Source organism: Enterobacter sichuanensis (assembly GCF_009036245.1).
In the GTDB taxonomy this organism is placed as follows: Bacteria; Pseudomonadota; Gammaproteobacteria; order Enterobacterales; family Enterobacteriaceae; genus Enterobacter; species Enterobacter sichuanensis.
The window spans coordinates 3043040-3060413 of record NZ_CP027986.1; the positions used below are offsets into that span (position 1 = coordinate 3043040).

The following is a 17374-nucleotide window of genomic DNA, read 5'->3' on the forward strand; positions in this document are numbered from 1 at the left end:
CCGGTTTACCTATAAGAATATTGGATCATTTACCGATAATAGTATCAATAGCGTTCAAATACTTATTGATGACTATTTGTTCGTCAAACCTAGCCTCAATAAAATTACGACCAGCTTTGCCCATTGCACTTCTTTTTTGTTCAGGCATATTGATAATAATTTCCATTTTTTCAGACAAACTTTCAACTGAACGCGGTTCACATAAAAATCCGGTAATCCCGTCTTGTAAAGTTTCCTTACAGCCAACATTATCCGTAGTAATAAGAGGTTTGCCCATTGCCGCCGCTTCAAGTAGAGACTTCGGAACCCCTTCACGATAATATGAGGGTAAAACGACACAATCAACATCGCTCAGGATTTTTTCTATGCTATTTGATACACCGAGATACTTTACATGCCCCTCGCTTACCCATTCATTCATCTGTGTAGTAGTAATTGACCTTGGATTTGTATCATCAATAAAACCTACAAGTAAAAACTCGACATTATTATATTTTGATTTTAGCTTCTTTGCAGCTCCAACATATTGCATTATTCCCTTATCAGCTAGCATCCTGGCAACTAAAGCAAACCGAGTAACACCATCAATACGGGAGTGTGTAATCTTAAAACGTTTAAGATCGACCCCAGATCCAGGCAAGATATCTGTATTAATACTATTAATACCTAATTTTTTAAAAATTTTATAATCATCTTCATTTTGAAAAAAAATGTAATCTGCGTTTCTTTGGCTAAATTTGTATAAGCTTTTAACTATAAAATTCAGCCAACCAGTATTACCAAATGCAGCGCCTAAGCCAGCGATGTTATTTATAACTTTCGCATTAAGAATTTTAGCCGCGATCGTACTGTAGATGTTGTTTTTTGGAGTGAAATTCAAAACGATATCAACATTATTTCTCTTAAAAACTTGGTAAAAATTAATCGTAGTGCAGATATCGTGTAAAGGATTAATACCACTTTTATCAATTTTTACTTCTTCATATACACATCCTAACTGTTCTAATGAGGAAGTGTAATCATCCTTGGGTGCACAGGCAATAACACGATAGCCATTTTCAATTAGAGAAATAATAGTATTCTTACGAAAATTATATATATACCAGCAAGTGTTTGCTGTAATAGCGATTATTTTATTTTTCATATTTGTTCTTGTAAATCTGTAACCAATTATCAACTACAGCATTAATAGAAAATTTACCCTCTATACGGGCCCTTGCTCTCGATTTTAAATCGTTGCGTTCATCGTCATTCAATCCAAGTATTTTAATCACACCTTCAGCAAGAAGATTCGATGAATGTACTGGAACAATTGTACCGCAATCACCAAGTATTTCAGAAACTCCGCCACAATTGGTAGTAATTATAAGCGAATTGCAAGCCATAGCTTCTCCGATGACTAAAGGCAAACCTTCCCATGACGATGACATTATATATATATCAGCAGCACTCATTAATTCTGGTATATCGTGACGAACACCTAAGAAAAAAAGATGCGATTCCAAGTTTAGTTTTTTTCGTAATGCTGATATCTGTGGGAACAAAGCCCCTTCGCCTGCTATCAACAATCTCAAATGATTTTGATTTTTTTCATGAATCAAAATTCGAAAAGCCTCAAGCAAATTTGGATAATCTTTAGCTTCGGTAAATCGACCAACGGCAAGTAATAATGTATGCTCATCTGACAAGGAGAGTTCATCAATTATGGATTTTCTTGCTGTCGGCATGAATTTAAACTTAGATGTATCAATGCCATTCGAAACAGAGATTATCTGTTCCGGTTTTGCGATTTTTTTCCGAATGTTTTCTTTTACTGCATCAACACTGACATTAGTAATTAAATCACATAATGGTGATGTGATCTTATATAAAAACATCCTTAGCCACCCTCCCTCATACCTACTATGAGATGATGATATCAGGCATTTGAGTCTCGTAGTACAACGCAGTAACCGGCAAAGTAAATTTGCATGAAAAAGATGACTATGTAAAACATCTGGATCTGCAGTTTTGACAATTTTTCTTACTTTAAAATAAGTCTTTATGAAAGAAAATGGATTCTTAGATAGCGACATTTGATAAACAATAACACCATTATTTTCAGGTAACGTTCTAGCATCTTTACCTAATGATATTAGCGTTACTTCATTTCCTCTCTCGGCCATTTTATCTGCAAGCAAGCAAACTTGTTTTTCTGCTCCTCCCATACTTAAGCCAGTAATGACATAAACTATTTTCATTCCATTACCTCAATTTAATATGTCATTAATAAAACTATCCACATTGAATTTTGATGCCCATCTTTTACAAGACATCATAAACTCTCTTTTATTCTTCTTTATATTAACCAAATCACAAATAAATTTCTCATTATTCTTATAAAAGAAGCCACTCTGATTTTCGCAGATGGCCTCTGTAATGCCATATTTATCTGGACCAAATGTTGGGACTCCAGCTGCAGCTGATTCTATAAATGTGAGACCAAAAGCTTCAGGTTTGTTCGGCAGCAGCCAGTATGCATCATAAGAATTTGGTTCAATCTTATTTGATAGCATATTACGATCGAGTTTGCCCATCATACGGACCCGATTGCTAAGCTTTTTATCATTAACCATATTAGCAATTTCATTTTCTAAGCTACCCTTACCGTATATATCCCATGTTAGATCGTATCCGCTATTTATAAGCGTTTCAAAGATAGCAACCATATCGAGGTACCCTTTTCGCTTTTCTAAGCGAGAAAATGAAACTAAACGGATGGGTAATATTTCTTTTGCACTGAGTTCAGTAATATTTTTGACTAAATCTTGCATATCAGCATTCAAACCTGCATAACTTACAATCTCGCATTTAGGCTTGATTTTTCTATCCCGAAATTCGTCAGAAGCACGTGAGGCAACATATTGACTAACATAGATTACCTTTTTGCAGTGCTTTAAAAAATTACTATAAAATAAAGGAAGCAAAATCAGAGAGTTTTTCTTGCTTCTTGAACGGAAAACTATATCAATTTCAGTTCCATGTATAATATACACACATTTGCTGAGGATCTTTTTATTACCAATCAAACCCAAGATGTAGGCAGAGCGCAAATCATTCACAATAATAGCATCATTCTTTTGAAACAAAGAAAACAAATAGACAAACAAAGCCCAAAGAGGCCAGATCACATTGAATATTTTTTGGAGTTGCCCATTTTTAGGATTAGAGCAATTAACTCTGCATTTTATATTTCGTGCATCCAATGCCTGTTTTGTCTGTGATGCGACTACGCCAGCACCACCAATATGATATGGATAATACTCATCAGTTAAAATTAATACATTCATAATATTCTATCTTGGGCAAAATTCCGGATCAAATTCATCTATCACCATGCATTTCTGAGACTTTAATAGATCAATATCATATGGATTGCTGCTCAAAATGTTAGTATAGAAAAATTTTGGCTGGGAGAAGTCATATGTGTAGTAAGGATTTGTTATGTTACGCGCAAATACGGAAATCGCCATAATAAAAGTTAAAGGTAATAATAATCTGGTAATTGAACTGACTTTACCACGGAAGAAAATAAGTTGCGCATGAATAACCAAAAGAGGAAAAATATAATACAATAAACGCTGAAGAAATGGAGCTGTATAGAACGCTAAATGGAAAAGGAAAAATATATACCCCCCCATTGCATAGAGATTTCTGCTACGCTCCTCAGTAGTATTACTCGAGGTAAAATAAATTAGCAACAGCCCAAGACAATCTATTACCGCAAAGAAACCTAATTTAAAATCAGATATTTTAGAAAGGTAACTTACCAATTTTGCATAAAGCAATTGAGGAAGAACACTGCCTAAAGATGAAACAATAACATTCAGACTTAGCAGAACAACTATAAAAATTGAAGCAAAGAGCAGCAACATTAGCATATTTTGCTTAGATAGATGCATTTTCAGTAAGATCAAGACAGGGATCATTAAAATTGCTGAGGCATGAAACATTGATGCGCCAATGCAAATTAAAAATATTTTCTTTGTCGAACTTCTATCGAGACTTGGTAAAAAAGGAAGCAATATACTAAATGCTAACAGTTGCCTAATAGCATCATTAAAAAGTGGATAAATGAAGGCTAAAGTTATAAATACAAACAAGCTACGGTTGAATTTATAAGGAACTTTCTTTATAAACTTAGATATTGAAAGAACGGATACTGCACAAGAAAAGAAAACTACCGCGTGAAAATTTTCAAAACCGAGAATGGTTCCGAAAAAATACATCACGAGCATGAATCCTGGCTCGTAAGTAAAATATCCTACCGAAGTTCCATTATGAACTATTGATGAATAATGGTATTGGTAATTTATCCAGTCTATTCCATTATAATAATTGCCTGTTACAGCAATAAAAAAGATGAAGAGTGATAATTTATATATAACTGATGAATAACGGCCACGGTCAAAAAGCGAGGTCATCAACAGTAAACCCAAAGAGTAAATCCAATACATATTGAAGACTCTTATTTTCGAATAAATGAATTAAGATAATGAATGAAATATATAACCCGAGGAAAACTTTTTAATCTATTATATAATTTCTGTTTTGCAGTAAATATTGGATTTACTCTATTCGCCTCATTCAGATAATAAGCAAATGATTGATATTCCTCTTCAAAAATAAATCTCGTGCACATATTCAAATAAACATTTGCAATTTTCTTATTGAACTCAACATCATATTTCACGAACTGCAATTTAGCTAACTGCAAGTGTTTTGCAATATTTAAATGACGAGAAGTAAATTTATTAATATCATTGTGAATTGTCTCGGACCAAGACCCAACTGCATTTACTCTATACACCGACATTGGCTGCGGCAGATAAATTCCACCATTACTCATAGAATATAATTCGAGGAAAAGATCTCCTATACAACATTCAGAGAACCAAGTAGGTAGTTTTTCGCATATACTTCTTTTAAACATATATGATGCAGTAGGTGCAAATTGCCCAACTACATTTAACACGTCTTTTATATATAATATCTTTTTAGATTCCCCGTAATTGAAAGACAACTTTCTTTGACCATTCTGCTCCATGAAGGCAGCATGAAAGCAAAAATCGATATCCGGGTGTAATTTTAAATTATCATATTGTTTTTGCAGTTTTTTGTTATCGATCCAATAATCATCCCCTTCACAAAAAGCAATATATTTTCCTCTTGCTTGATGAAATACAGAAAGGATATTTCCATTAGGACCTAAATTTTTTCCATTTAATATTAATTTTATTTTTTCTGGATATTTTAACTTCCATGCTTCAAGTTTGTTTCGTGTCGCATCAGAGCTACAATCATCCCCAATAATAATTTCAAATTGGAATGTTGTTTCTTGAGACAGAATATTTTCGATACAATTATCTATGTATGTTTCCTGGTTGTAAGTAATACAACATACTGAGATCATTATATCGTCAGCCATATCTATTCCTGTCATTCGCTCTTCTCGTTTGATTTTTCAGCAAGTGATACTAATAATTTTTCTTTTTTAAGTAAATTTTGTGTTCGTTGTTTTATCTTTTTTAAAGGGTTGCCTGCGTAAATATAAAAATTATCACAATTATCTTTAACCAACGAAAGGGCGCCAATAGCAGCGCCATCACCTAAAACTACACCAGGTAATATTACACTCCCCGATCCAATTATCACATGCCTGCCAATAACCACAGGCGCATGCATTACATTGGTAAATTCAGTAGGCACCATCGGGTTACTCATATAATTACCTGAGTAGTCATCATTACTTGAATAAATCGAAACCCGCGAAGAAATATTTGAATAGTCCATCAATGTGATTCGGCCTGAGCCAATCAGAGAAGAATACACGGCGATATGAATATAATTCCCGATATACACGCCTCCCTCACCTGCAGAAATCACGCAGAAATCATCTATCCGAACATTGTTCCCGATATGGATTTTTGATGTGCCATAGAAAGACGCTTTCGTTGAGATAAAAACATTATTTCCAACGGAGGCAAATCCCATCTGTTCAATTTCTTCACGGGTTAAGATAGCCATTTCTACCCTCGAATAACATTTATAATACGCGAGAAATCATCTTCACTTAATTCGTTGAAAATGGGTAAGCACAGTACCTTATCAGAGATAGCATTTGATAAAGGAAGATTCTCAACGGCTGCGGATTCAATTCCTCTGTACATTGGCATGTTACTAATCAACGGATAGAAATAACGACGAGAAAGAATGTCATTTCGTTTTAGCTCAAGGTAAAGCTCATCCCTCGAAACACGGAATTCAGGTTCAATCAGTACTGGGAAATAAGAATAGTTACTGTTTGAATGTTCTGATGGTGCAGGAACGGTAATACCTTTGATGCTCGACAGCACTTCACGGTAGGCCAGGTCAATTTTTTTACGCTGCTCAATGGCGCTGTTGATATGCTTGAGCTGAACCAGACCAAAGGCAGCGTTGATTTCACTCATTTTGCCGTTAATTCCAGGCGCCGTTACGGTGAGTTCATCCGCAATACCAAAATTCTTTAATCTGTCAATCCGCTGTTTAGTCTTGGCATCCTGACAAATAATCGCTCCGCCTTCAAATGTATTGAATACTTTGGTTGCATGGAAACTGAGGATTGACATATCACCAAATCGTAAAATGCTTTGGCCTTTGTAATTGACCCCAAAAGCATGGGCTGCGTCGTAAATCACGCGCAGTCCGTAATTGTCCGCAATCTCCTGAATAGCTTCAACATCACAAGGACTGGAATAACAGTGTACAGGCATGATAGCGGTTGTATTTGGCGTAATAGCAGCTTCGATTTTCTTTGGATCGATATTAAAGGTCTTAGGATCAATATCAACGAATACTGGCTTCAATCCATTCCATAAAATCGAATGACTGGTCGCAATGAAGGAATATGGCGTCGTGATCACTTCACCAGAAATACGAAGTGCCTGAAGAGCGGTAATGAGTGCGATGGTTGCATTATTAAAAAGAGATATGTACTCGACACCCAAATACTCACACAGTTCTTTTTCGAGTTGTTGATGGAAGGGACCATTATTAGTCAACCATTTATTATCCCAAATCTGTTCAAGATAAGGAATAAACTCGCTGAGTTCAGGAAGAAAAGGTTGAGTCACTGGTATATTTTTCATTTAGTTTTCTCTATTCTTTGATAGACAACACAATCTTAAATAATTTTCTTTGCGTGAGGTAAATCAAGACTACATATATACCAGGCGCTAAAGTTAACATTGTAACGATCTGCCAAACATCATGCGCCGTGAGATAGACCGCAATAACTTTGGCTATTAAACAAGAGACCATTGTAATCAACCAGATAGGCGAAATTTCTTTGAACTGACGCCATATCGTTAATCCGGTTAATTTTCCCGTATAGTAAGTATTTAACAGAAGAGCTAAGTAAGAATGAATTAACAAACCGACACACATGAGGTAAATACTATAATTCATTGTTACTGCTATGATACAAATACCTATGACTTTTTTGATAATTTCTAATTTCAGGAAAAGGTCGCTACGACCTTTGACCTGTAGCACATTCAGGTTAATTGCATGAATGGGATAAAGCATATATGCCAAAGCCAGCACAGCGACAAGTTCCGCAGCCTCTTTCCATTGTATGCCTAAAACTAATTGCAATAATGGCTGAGCCAGAATAGCAACCCCAGCCATTAGCGGGAAAATAAATAATGCAGCCACTTTCATGGTCAACAAATAATACTCATCCATCTTATGTTGATCACTTTGCATATGACTAAACATAGGATAGGTGACGCGTTGAATAATGTTGGTCATGGTCATAGCAGGTATGCTGGATATTTGGTTAGCCTGAGTGAACTGCCCAACATTTTCTGCGTTAAATCTTTTACCAATAATAATTTGATAAAGATTATTATAAGCCGTATCTAACAGGCCAGAAATTAATAATTTCCCACCAAAACCAAACAGATAATCAAACGATTTTTTTGAAAAGCAAAAGACTGGAACCCAGCGAGTGATGAGATTAAGAAAAACAGCGCTGAACACGGCTGCGGTTAGCGTTTGTGCTACCAGAGCCCAAACGCCAAAGCCATTCCACGCCATAATCAAAGCAACGACTCCCCCCAGAACAACAGAGCAGATCGATGCTTTTGCTTGCGCTTTAAAATTCATCGAGACCGTCAAAATTGTTCTGGGAACCACTGAAAAGCTGTTCGCCATCAGTGTCAGACCTATCACTTTTGTCAATAAGGCTAATTCTGGTTGCTGATAGAACTCAGCGATGTAACCTGAGCTTATATAAAGTAAGACATAGAAGCAAAAGGCGACAATGATATTAAAATAGAATGCCGTAGAATAATCTACATCAGTCCGATCGGTCTTTCTTATCAGTGCTGAGCTAAATCCGCTATCAATAAAGACCTGACCTATCGCAATAAAGATAGCTAACATCCCGATGAGACCGAAAGCTTTTGGTCCTAAAAGACGCGCCAATATCAGCATCAGAATGAGCTGAACACCCTGTGAAAGAATTCTTTCGAGAGCGCTCCATTTTAGACCATTGACGGTCTTACTTTTAAGTTCAGACACTATGTATTACTTAATAAGTTGAGAAAGATACTGACCATAACCATTTTTTGACATTAAGGCCGCCTGCTTCAGCACGTCTTCTTTTGCCAGCCACCCGTTGTTATACGCAATCTCTTCCAGACATGCGACTTTAAAGCCCTGTCGGACTTCGATAGTTTCAACAAACTGTGCTGCCTGCAAAAGGCTTTCATGAGTTCCGGTATCCAGCCAGGCAAAGCCACGACCCAGCATCTCAACAACCAGATCGCCCTTCTCAAGGTACATTTGGTTGATAGAAGTGATTTCCAGCTCACCTCGTTCAGAGGGTTTAACTTTTTTTGCAAATTCCACGACTTCATTTGTATAAAAATACAGACCCGTCACGGCATAATTACTTTTAGGTTTAGCTGGTTTTTCTTCTATCGAGAGGACATTACGATTTTCATCAAATTCGACAACGCCAAATCGCTCTGGGTCTTTTACCTGATAACCAAAAACTGTTGCTTTTGTCGTTGCCCGAACAGCAGCCTCTTTTAATTTTGGCGAGAACCCCTGACCATAGAAAATGTTGTCTCCCAAAACCAGACAAACAGAATCGTTGCCGATGAACTCTTCGCCAATAATAAACGCCTGAGCAAGCCCATCAGGAGAAGGTTGAATAGCATACTGCAGGTTCAAACCGAGATTTGAACCATCGCCGAGAAGACGGATAAATCCTTCCTGATCTTCCGGGGTGGTAATTATTAAAATATCTCTTATACCTGCAAGCATTAAAACCGATAATGGATAATAGATCATCGGTTTATCATAAATAGGTAATAACTGCTTCGAGACACCCATCGTAATAGGATAGAGTCTGGTTCCGGATCCACCCGCTAAAATAATACCTTTCATTTATACTAACCCCAGACGCTCACGTTGATAACTTCCATCCTGCACTCGATTACACCATTTTTTATTATTCAGATACCATTCCACAGTCTTACGAATGCCACTTTCAAAAGTTTCAGCAGGCTTCCAACCCAGCTCAGCGGCAATCTTATGTGCGTCAATAGCATAGCGGCGATCGTGGCCTGGACGATCCGCAACATACGTTATCTGGTCGCGATAAGAACCCTCTTTAGGGACAATTTCATCCAGAAGATCGCAAATGGTATGAACCACCTCGAGGTTTTTCTTCTCGTTATGACCACCGATGTTATAGGTCTCCCCTGGTTTACCCTGGGTAACAACGGTATACAACGCACGCGCGTGATCTTCCACATACAGCCAGTCACGGATCTGGTCGCCTTTGCCGTAAATCGGCAGGGCTTTACCGTCCAGCGCATTCAAAATAACCAGCGGAATCAGTTTCTCAGGGAAATGGTACGGGCCGTAGTTATTAGAGCAGTTAGTGACGATGGTCGGGAAGCCATAAGTACGCAGCCAGGCACGAACCAGATGATCGCTTGAGGCCTTCGAAGCAGAGTACGGGCTACTTGGCGCATAGGCCGTCGTTTCAGTAAACAGCGGCAAATCGCTTCCAGCCGGATGTTCATCAGGATGAGGCAAATCACCGTAAACTTCATCGGTCGAGATATGATGGAAACGGAATGCTTTCTTCGCGTTATCATCCAGAGTTGACCAGTACGCGCGAGCCGCTTCCAGAAGCACATAGGTGCCCACGATATTGGTTTCAATAAACGCAGCAGGGCCGGTAATGGAACGATCAACATGGCTTTCCGCTGCCAGGTGCATTACCGCATCGGGTTTGTGCTCAGCAAAAATACGATCCATAGCCGTCTTGTCACAGATATCCGCATGCTCAAAAGCATATCGATCGCTATCGCTGACTTCGGTAAGCGACTCGAGGTTTCCGGCATACGTCAGTTTATCCACGTTGACGACTTCGTCCTGGGTATTTTTAATAATATGCCGCACAACTGCTGAGCCGATAAAGCCGGCCCCGCCCGTCACAAGAATTTTCACGTTATCTGTTCCGTCTATTAAATATGTCGAGATACTGGCGCTCTGAAACCGTCTGTTTAATTGCGATCGCAGAAATTATGCACGCTACCGCCCCTGGCTTAACAGCTACCAGTGCACTGAGCGAAATTTGAAATTGGGTATTTTGTCTGGAATCAGACAAAAACTGGCGTTAATTGTCGTCCTAAACGACCTCAGAAACAAGCACAAATCGTTACAAATCTGGAGAGATTTGAATCAGATAAATCCATGTTATTATTAGAATTAATAACAAAAAACGGCAGTTATCATTTTGGTTATGCTGTCACATACCCAATGATAACTGCCGCTTACTTAAATCAGTTACGAAATATCAGTCGTTTGCCAGCAGCTTCTCAATCCGGCTTCTGAACTTCGCCCCTTCCTTCAGGTTACGCAGCCCATAGTTCACAAACGCCTGCATATAGCCCAGCTTTTTACCGCAGTCGTAGCTCTCACCGGTCATCAGCATCGCGTCAACAGACTGCTTTTTCGCCAGCTCGGCAATCGCGTCGGTGAGCTGAATACGGTTCCAGGCACCTGGCTCGGTTTTCTCCAGCTCGGCCCAGATATCCGCGTTCAGAACATAGCGGCCAACCGCCATCAGGTCTGAGTCCAGCGTCTGTGGCTGATCCGGTTTTTCGATGAATTCCACAATGCGGCTCACCTGCCCTTCCGTCTCCAGCGCTTCTTTGGTCTGGATAACAGAGTACTCGGAGAGATCGCCTTTCATGCGTTTCGCCAGCACCTGGCTACGACCCGTTTCATTGAAACGTGCCACCATGGCCGCCAGGTTGTAACGCAGCGGGTCGGCAGAAGCGGTATCAATGATGATATCCGGCAGCACCACGATGAATGGGTTATCACCCACAACCGGACGGGCACAGAGAATAGAGTGACCCAGACCCAGCGGCTGTGCCTGGCGCACGTTCATGATGGTCACGCCTGGAGGACAAATAGACTGTACTTCCGCCAGCAGCTGGCGTTTGACGCGCTGCTCAAGCAACGCTTCGAGTTCGTAAGAGGTGTCGAAATGGTTTTCTACCGCATTCTTTGAAGAATGGGTAACCAGGACGATTTCTTTGATCCCTGCAGCAACAATCTCGTCGACAATGTACTGAATCATTGGCTTGTCGACGATCGGCAGCATCTCTTTTGGAATGGCTTTTGTGGCTGGCAGCATATGCATGCCCAGGCCTGCTACCGGAATGACTGCTTTCAAATTAATCATTATATCTTCCACCTTAAAATGGTTGACGAATTATAGCTCTTAAACCTGTTTTCGCCAGCATGATTTGCCGTAATTCTAGGGTAATGTTACGCCCTGACCACACTAATTTCTGTAGTTGTAATCTGATTCGATCACAATTTCGTACCAGGAATAGTCTCAAAACTGACGCTTGTCGATTATCTGTGCGGAAGCGCAAAATTCAGCCGTTCGGTATTCACCACCTGCTGATCGACCCGGTCAATATCCACCGAACTTTGTCCTTTCTCATTCACTGCTTTAATGTTCGCCAGTGACAGCAGCGTCTCGTCTCTCGCCATGAATTTCCCCCGCACGTCCTTACGCAGGTCGAAATTGATCTTCAGGGCCGGGCCCACTGCGGCTTCCTGCATCACATTGATATTGCGCATAAAAAGATGCTGGGGCTTATTGTGCAGCTCCAGAGTGGCACGCTGCATCTCAACGTTGGTAATCGCCACAAATGACGTCGCGTTACCGGATGAAATTTGTATTCCGCGCAGCTTATACGCAAGCTGGCGATTATCGAGATGGATATTGTTGAGTTTGAAGTTCTGTGGAATGGACAAATAATCGCCCTTTATCACCCCATAACCGATTAACATGCCGGCGCTATTGACCATGTCGACATTATCAATAATGAAGTTATCACAGCCATAAATCGCTACCGTGGCGTTATCAATTCCCGCCTTTTTACTGAAGTCAGGGGTGATATTTTTGGCCTTTATATTGCGGATAACAAAATGTTTTCCGTTTTCGACGTGCACCAGCTGACGACAGTTGCTGCCAGTGATGTTGGCCACCACGAAGTTCTTAACGGTTTGCTTCTCAGGATAGTCGTTATCGTAGGTACTTCCGGCAAGACCAATGCCAATGCCCCAGTTGATCTTGCCGTTGGTGCAGTTGATGTTGTCGATCACATGGTCAGAAATCAGGATATTGCGGTCGTTGATGGCGACGTTCCACTCGATCGCATCCCCCTGCAAATGGCTGAATTTGCTGTTGGTGATGCGGGCGCCGTCCACCTGATTATGGAAACCCTGGCGCAGAATGGCATAGTTGGCCTGGCTGACGCGGATGTTATCAATCACCAGATTGCGCATCACGCTGGGCTTCTTACCGCCGATGTAGATCTGCGTCACCGGACCAAACCCGCTCATCGCGAGTCCTTTGATAGCACAGTCAGAGCCGCGAACGTCCAGGGTGATATTTTCCGTGCGTCCCTCGCCCTCGCCAATGACCTTACTGCCCTCCTGCAGGACAAAGCGGCCCCGTCCGTTGCCGGTTAACGCCCCGCGGATCAGCAGCGTTTTCCCGTCAGGAATGAAAATGCCGGTATTGATGTTTTCGCAGGTCAGTCCTGCGGGGACCACAACCGTGTCCCCTTCGGTAAATGCCTGCTTAAACGCGGCGATCCAGTCGTTGTTATTGTACTGATTAACAGAAACCGTTCTTCCGCCTGCCGCCCGCGCGAGGCGGGTGGAGAGCAGCGGCGTGGCCGCCAGCGCGGAAAGAGAAGAGACAAAAGTGCGTCGGGTAATCTTTTTCAGCATACAACCTCGGCGTTACAACGTTTGCAGCAGGCTCGCTAACTGACGATTGATCACCTGCTGGTTAAAATCTGCCTCGACTTTTTGTCGGGCATTGTGGAGCACGGGCTCCAGCGCCTGCTGGTCGATGTCGCTAAATGCGGCTAAGCGGTCGGCCAGCGCCATGGCGTTATTTTCCGGCACCAGCCAGCCGGAATAGTCAGACTGGATAAGCTCCGGGATCCCGCTGTGCAGGGTCGATACCACCGGAATACCGACGGCCATCGCCTCCATCAGCGCTACCGGGATGCCTTCCATATCGCCATCGGTGCCCGTTACGGACGGCAACAGGAAGACGTCCGCCTCATCGAGCATCGCCTTGACCTCGTGGCTCGGCTTGAAGCCCGGCATCTCGACAACATCCTCAAGCTGATATTGTTCGATAAGCGTGCGCAGACGACGCTCCCACGGGCCAATCCCGAGAATGCGATAGTGGAAATCCACCCCGCGCGCCTTCAGCTGGCGGCAGGCTTCAATCGCCACATGCAGCCCTTTTTTCTCGGTCAGGCGAGCAACGGAGATAATTTGCAGCGGTTTGCCCGGCACCTTCACCGGACGGCGGGTAAAGCGCGTTAAATCCACACCCATGCGCGAAACGGCAATTTTCTCTCCCGGGCAGCCCATGTTTTTAAGGCGCCCGGCCCACAGCTCGCTGATGGGCAGCATCATGTCGCCGCGGCGGAAAAGCTGCTGATACTCCGGGGTGTAGTGGTTCAGCACTTCACGGCTGGAGATGTCAATGCCGTGGAAAATGGTCGCGATTTTACCGTCGATCACCCCCAGTTCGCGCAGTTTCGCGGCGGTGACCCCCGCCGGGCCAAAGTGGGCGATAAACACATCCGCACGATACGGCTGTGCCGTTTGCCCGCAAATGGCCGACAGGATCAGATTGCGCGACTCCGCGCCATAGCGGGAAATATTCAGCGCTCGCCAGGTCGACGGGCGATGGATCCCACGTAAGGTCTGGCTGGCCCGGTGGCGCAGTTTGCTCAGCTTCCCGGACGGCTCATCCTGCAGCCAGCGGGTTTTCGCCTCCAGCCCGTACTGGGTATACGCCGCATGGGTGTTTTGGGTATCGCCCTTTTGCAGGGCGATAATCTCCACGTCATATCCCATATCGATAAACGCGGTGATTTGGTTCAGAACAAAGGTTTCAGACGACAGCGGAAATTTCAGTAAGAAGAAACCAACCTTCATTTCCCCTCCCGGACGCGATCGAGTACCGATTTCACCATCCCCATCCCCTTCTCGCGCTCGGCTTTCACCGCCACGGCCAGGCGTTCATTGATGGCAGGCAACTGACCCAGCGTATCCCCGACCATCGCACCGAGCGAGCCATCCAGCAGATGACGGATATCCACGGCCATTTCCGGCATACCGAGCTGCTGCATGATCCCGGCGGACTTGTGCTCATAGTTAATGGCAATCGCCGGCGTACCGAAGTTCATGGAGATAATCGCCGAGTGCAGACGAGTGCCCACCGTCAGGTCGCAGGCGGAGAGCAGCTTGCCCATCTCGAGGTCATTCAGTTCGTCCATCACCACGTGATAGCGGGACGGGTCATTGACCAGGTTGCGCAGGTTGAGCGCCACCATGCGGTCGTCTTTGTTATAGCTGTCGATACCGGTGCAGGTGGAGAGCGCCAGCACCTGATATCCGCTGTCCAGCACGCGGTTCACCACGTCAGCGAACGCTTTCTCATATGCCGCCTGCGTGGTACCTAAACGTTTATCGAAGGGGGCCAGCTCGCGCAGGGTAATCGCAACGGTTTTCTGTTGCGCCGCCACGTCCAGCCAGTGCTGCACCGCGTAGCTTGCCTGGAAGCTCTCCTCCTGATGATCCACCAGCCAGGCCGTGTCCACGCCGTGCTCCACTTTGGAGGTGTCGATCTCGCTGCGCTTCATCATTTCAAGACTGACTGACTCGCGCAGGATCAGGGCATCGCAGTGGCCGAAAACGTAGTTTGCCAGCTGGTTAAACTGCGGATCCTGGAACGGCCCCACGCTGTGACCAATCATAAACAGCGGCTTTTTCGCCATGAACGTACACAGCGCATGTTCAAACTGCGGTACACCGTACAGATCGACGAAGAACGACCCCCCGACCTGAATAATCGCGTCATAGCCCGACAGCAGACGAACGAAATCGGTAAAGCCCTGGGCGATAGCGATGTTGCGCAGCTTGCCGGTATCGGTCACCCGGGAAAGCAGCACCTGGTGCTGGTAGCGACGACGCAGCACTTTCTTCACGCGCCCCATCACGCCTGCGGCGTTGTTATGCTGTTTCATCTGGCTGTAGAGCGGGTCGCCCATCACCGGGCGATTGAGTAACCAGGATGAGCTGACCGGATAACGGCTCATCACGTCCACTTCGGTCTCAGGCTTAAGGGTGTTAATCGCATCCAGTAAACCGCGCAGGATGGCGCTGTCGCCACGGTTGCCGCAGGTATGGTTGCCAAGAATTAATAATTTCATAATGGCCTCTTAAATAACTAGCCTGCGCGAAGCAGCGTTTTCATTTTTTCGTTACGGCAAAACTGGCGCTTCATCTCCACCACCAGCGCATTGCGTGACAGCACAATCATCACGACGAATGCCAGCGCGCCCGCGGCAACCTGCACCGCCAGCAGCGCCGCCAGCGGCAGATGACCGGTCAGGATCATGCCCAGGCCGTAGCTCACCGCCAGGGTCGGCAGGGAGAGATAGAACGGCAGCCACAGGCTCAGGATGTACTGACGGTAGCTGGAGCCCAGCACCGGCTTGATCATGATGAAGTAGCTCAGCACGGTGTTGACGACCTGCACCAGCAGGAAGCCAAGCGTGACGCCGATGGCGCCCGCCATGTGTCCACCGACGATGATTGCCGGAATAAACAGGAAGGTTTTAAAGACGTTGAACTTAAAGCTGATATCCACGCGCGCTTTTGCCATCAGCAGAGACCCGATCGGATTCCCCACGGAGCGCAGCAGCCCCACCACGCACAGCAGCTGCAGGATCGGGATAATACCGTTCCATTTTTCACCAAACACCAGCGGCACGAAATTGCTGGAAACCACCATCAGCCCCAGCAACACCGGGAAGTTGATAATCCCGACCACGGAAAGCAGCTTGTAGAAATTGACCCGCAGCTTCTCGGTGTCGTCCTGAATCTTGGCGAACGCCGGGAACAGCACGCGAGTAATAATCGGGTTCAGCTTCATCGGCGGGACGACCGCAACGTTGTAGGCCAGGTTGTAGCCCCCCGCGACGCTCGCCCCGAGAATACGGGCCAGCACCAGCGTGGAGAGATTGGTGTTCACATAGTTGATGATGCTGTCTGCCGTCAGCCATGCGCCAAAACGCAGGTTGGAGGAGACGGACGCCAGTGAAAAATGCAGCCCCGGACGGTAGATCTTGCGGCCAAAATAGCCGAACAGCAGCGTGCGCACGGCAGAGTTAACCAGATACCCCAGAATGGCGGTCATGGCCAGCGGCCAGAAATGGGCGCTCACCACGGTGAAGGTAAAGCCCGCCAGCACGGCGCTGGTCTCGATCATGCCGATCTTGTTGAACTCCAGCTCTTTCTGCATCAGCGCGCGGAACTGCTGCCCGTGGGGGATCACCACGAAAGCAAACGACAGCGTACGCATCAGCGGTGCCAGATCCGGGTTGTGCAGCACGCTGGCGATGGTATCGCTCAGCAGGAACACCAGCACAAACACGAAAATCCCCAGTCCGACGTTCAGCCAGTAGAGCGTGGTCAGCTCCAGATGGCTAATCTCTTTGCGCTGGATAATCGAGTTGGCGATACCAAAATCAGACAGCGTATCGGCCAGCGCGATAATCACCAGCGAAACGGTCAGCAGGCCGAACTGGTGGTTATCGATAATGCGCGCCAGCACGGTCATCTGCACCAGGCCGAGGCCAATGATGACGATGGTCGCCATCGCTGACCACTTGGCGCCGCTGATGGTTTTTTCACGTAAGCTCAT

Annotated in this window: 15 protein-coding genes; all 15 read right to left on the reverse strand. The window is 44.4% G+C overall.

Annotated elements, in window-relative coordinates:
• Positions 1–25: 25 nt before the first annotated feature.
• The 15 genes from C1N69_RS14750 to wzxC all read right to left on the reverse strand — a co-directional run bounded on the left by C1N69_RS14750 (position 26) and on the right by wzxC (position 17374).
• Complete coding sequence (locus tag C1N69_RS14750) at positions 26–1144, reverse strand: glycosyltransferase family 4 protein (RefSeq protein ID WP_155031451.1); 1119 nt, start codon at positions 1142–1144, stop codon at positions 26–28.
• A complete protein-coding gene (locus C1N69_RS14755) occupies positions 1134–2240 on the reverse strand; it encodes a glycosyltransferase (protein ID WP_155031452.1) in 1107 nt (368 codons plus the stop codon). The genes C1N69_RS14750 and C1N69_RS14755 overlap by 11 nt, the downstream gene beginning before the upstream one ends.
• A gap of 9 nt (positions 2241–2249) precedes the next feature.
• Positions 2250–3329, reverse strand: coding sequence for a glycosyltransferase family 4 protein (locus C1N69_RS14760; protein ID WP_155031453.1), 1080 nt, complete (start codon positions 3327–3329; stop codon positions 2250–2252).
• Between the two features lie 6 nt (positions 3330–3335).
• On the reverse strand, positions 3336–4496 hold the full coding sequence (locus tag C1N69_RS14765) for an EpsG family protein (RefSeq protein WP_155031454.1): 1161 nt from the start codon (positions 4494–4496) through the stop codon (positions 3336–3338).
• Positions 4497–4507: 11 nt separating this feature from the next.
• Positions 4508–5467 (reverse strand): glycosyltransferase, encoded by a 960-nt coding sequence (locus C1N69_RS14770; protein ID WP_161599385.1) that lies wholly within the window; start codon positions 5465–5467, stop codon positions 4508–4510.
• Between the two features lie 11 nt (positions 5468–5478).
• Positions 5479–6066 (reverse strand): acyltransferase, encoded by a 588-nt coding sequence (locus C1N69_RS14775; RefSeq protein ID WP_155031456.1) that lies wholly within the window; start codon positions 6064–6066, stop codon positions 5479–5481.
• Positions 6067–6068: 2 nt separating this feature from the next.
• Positions 6069–7169: a dTDP-4-amino-4,6-dideoxy-D-glucose aminotransferase VioA gene (vioA, locus tag C1N69_RS14780; RefSeq protein ID WP_047959044.1), complete on the reverse strand. Its 1101-nt coding sequence runs from the start codon at positions 7167–7169 to the stop codon at positions 6069–6071.
• A gap of 10 nt (positions 7170–7179) precedes the next feature.
• Entirely contained in the window at positions 7180–8607 is a 1428-nt protein-coding gene (locus C1N69_RS14785; RefSeq protein ID WP_047959045.1) for a lipopolysaccharide biosynthesis protein, read from the reverse strand.
• A gap of 6 nt (positions 8608–8613) precedes the next feature.
• Positions 8614–9480: a glucose-1-phosphate thymidylyltransferase RfbA gene (gene rfbA / locus C1N69_RS14790; RefSeq protein WP_047959046.1), complete on the reverse strand. Its 867-nt coding sequence runs from the start codon at positions 9478–9480 to the stop codon at positions 8614–8616.
• Entirely contained in the window at positions 9481–10554 is a 1074-nt protein-coding gene (gene rfbB, locus C1N69_RS14795) for a dTDP-glucose 4,6-dehydratase (RefSeq protein WP_095441731.1), read from the reverse strand.
• Positions 10555–10903: 349 nt separating this feature from the next.
• A complete protein-coding gene (galF, locus tag C1N69_RS14800; protein ID WP_155031457.1) occupies positions 10904–11800 on the reverse strand; it encodes a GalU regulator GalF in 897 nt (298 codons plus the stop codon).
• A 176-nt stretch (positions 11801–11976) separates the two neighbouring features.
• Positions 11977–13368: a colanic acid biosynthesis protein WcaM gene (wcaM, locus tag C1N69_RS14805; RefSeq protein WP_095451000.1), complete on the reverse strand. Its 1392-nt coding sequence runs from the start codon at positions 13366–13368 to the stop codon at positions 11977–11979.
• A 12-nt stretch (positions 13369–13380) separates the two neighbouring features.
• Positions 13381–14601, reverse strand: coding sequence for a colanic acid biosynthesis glycosyltransferase WcaL (gene wcaL / locus C1N69_RS14810; protein ID WP_094919006.1), 1221 nt, complete (start codon positions 14599–14601; stop codon positions 13381–13383).
• Positions 14598–15878, reverse strand: a complete 1281-nt coding sequence (wcaK, locus tag C1N69_RS14815; RefSeq protein ID WP_095450999.1) for a colanic acid biosynthesis pyruvyl transferase WcaK — start codon at positions 15876–15878, stop codon at positions 14598–14600. Before wcaK ends, wcaL begins: the two co-directional genes overlap by 4 nt.
• A 17-nt stretch (positions 15879–15895) precedes the next feature.
• Positions 15896–17374: a colanic acid undecaprenyl disphosphate flippase WzxC gene (gene wzxC, locus C1N69_RS14820; RefSeq protein ID WP_045285625.1), complete on the reverse strand. Its 1479-nt coding sequence runs from the start codon at positions 17372–17374 to the stop codon at positions 15896–15898.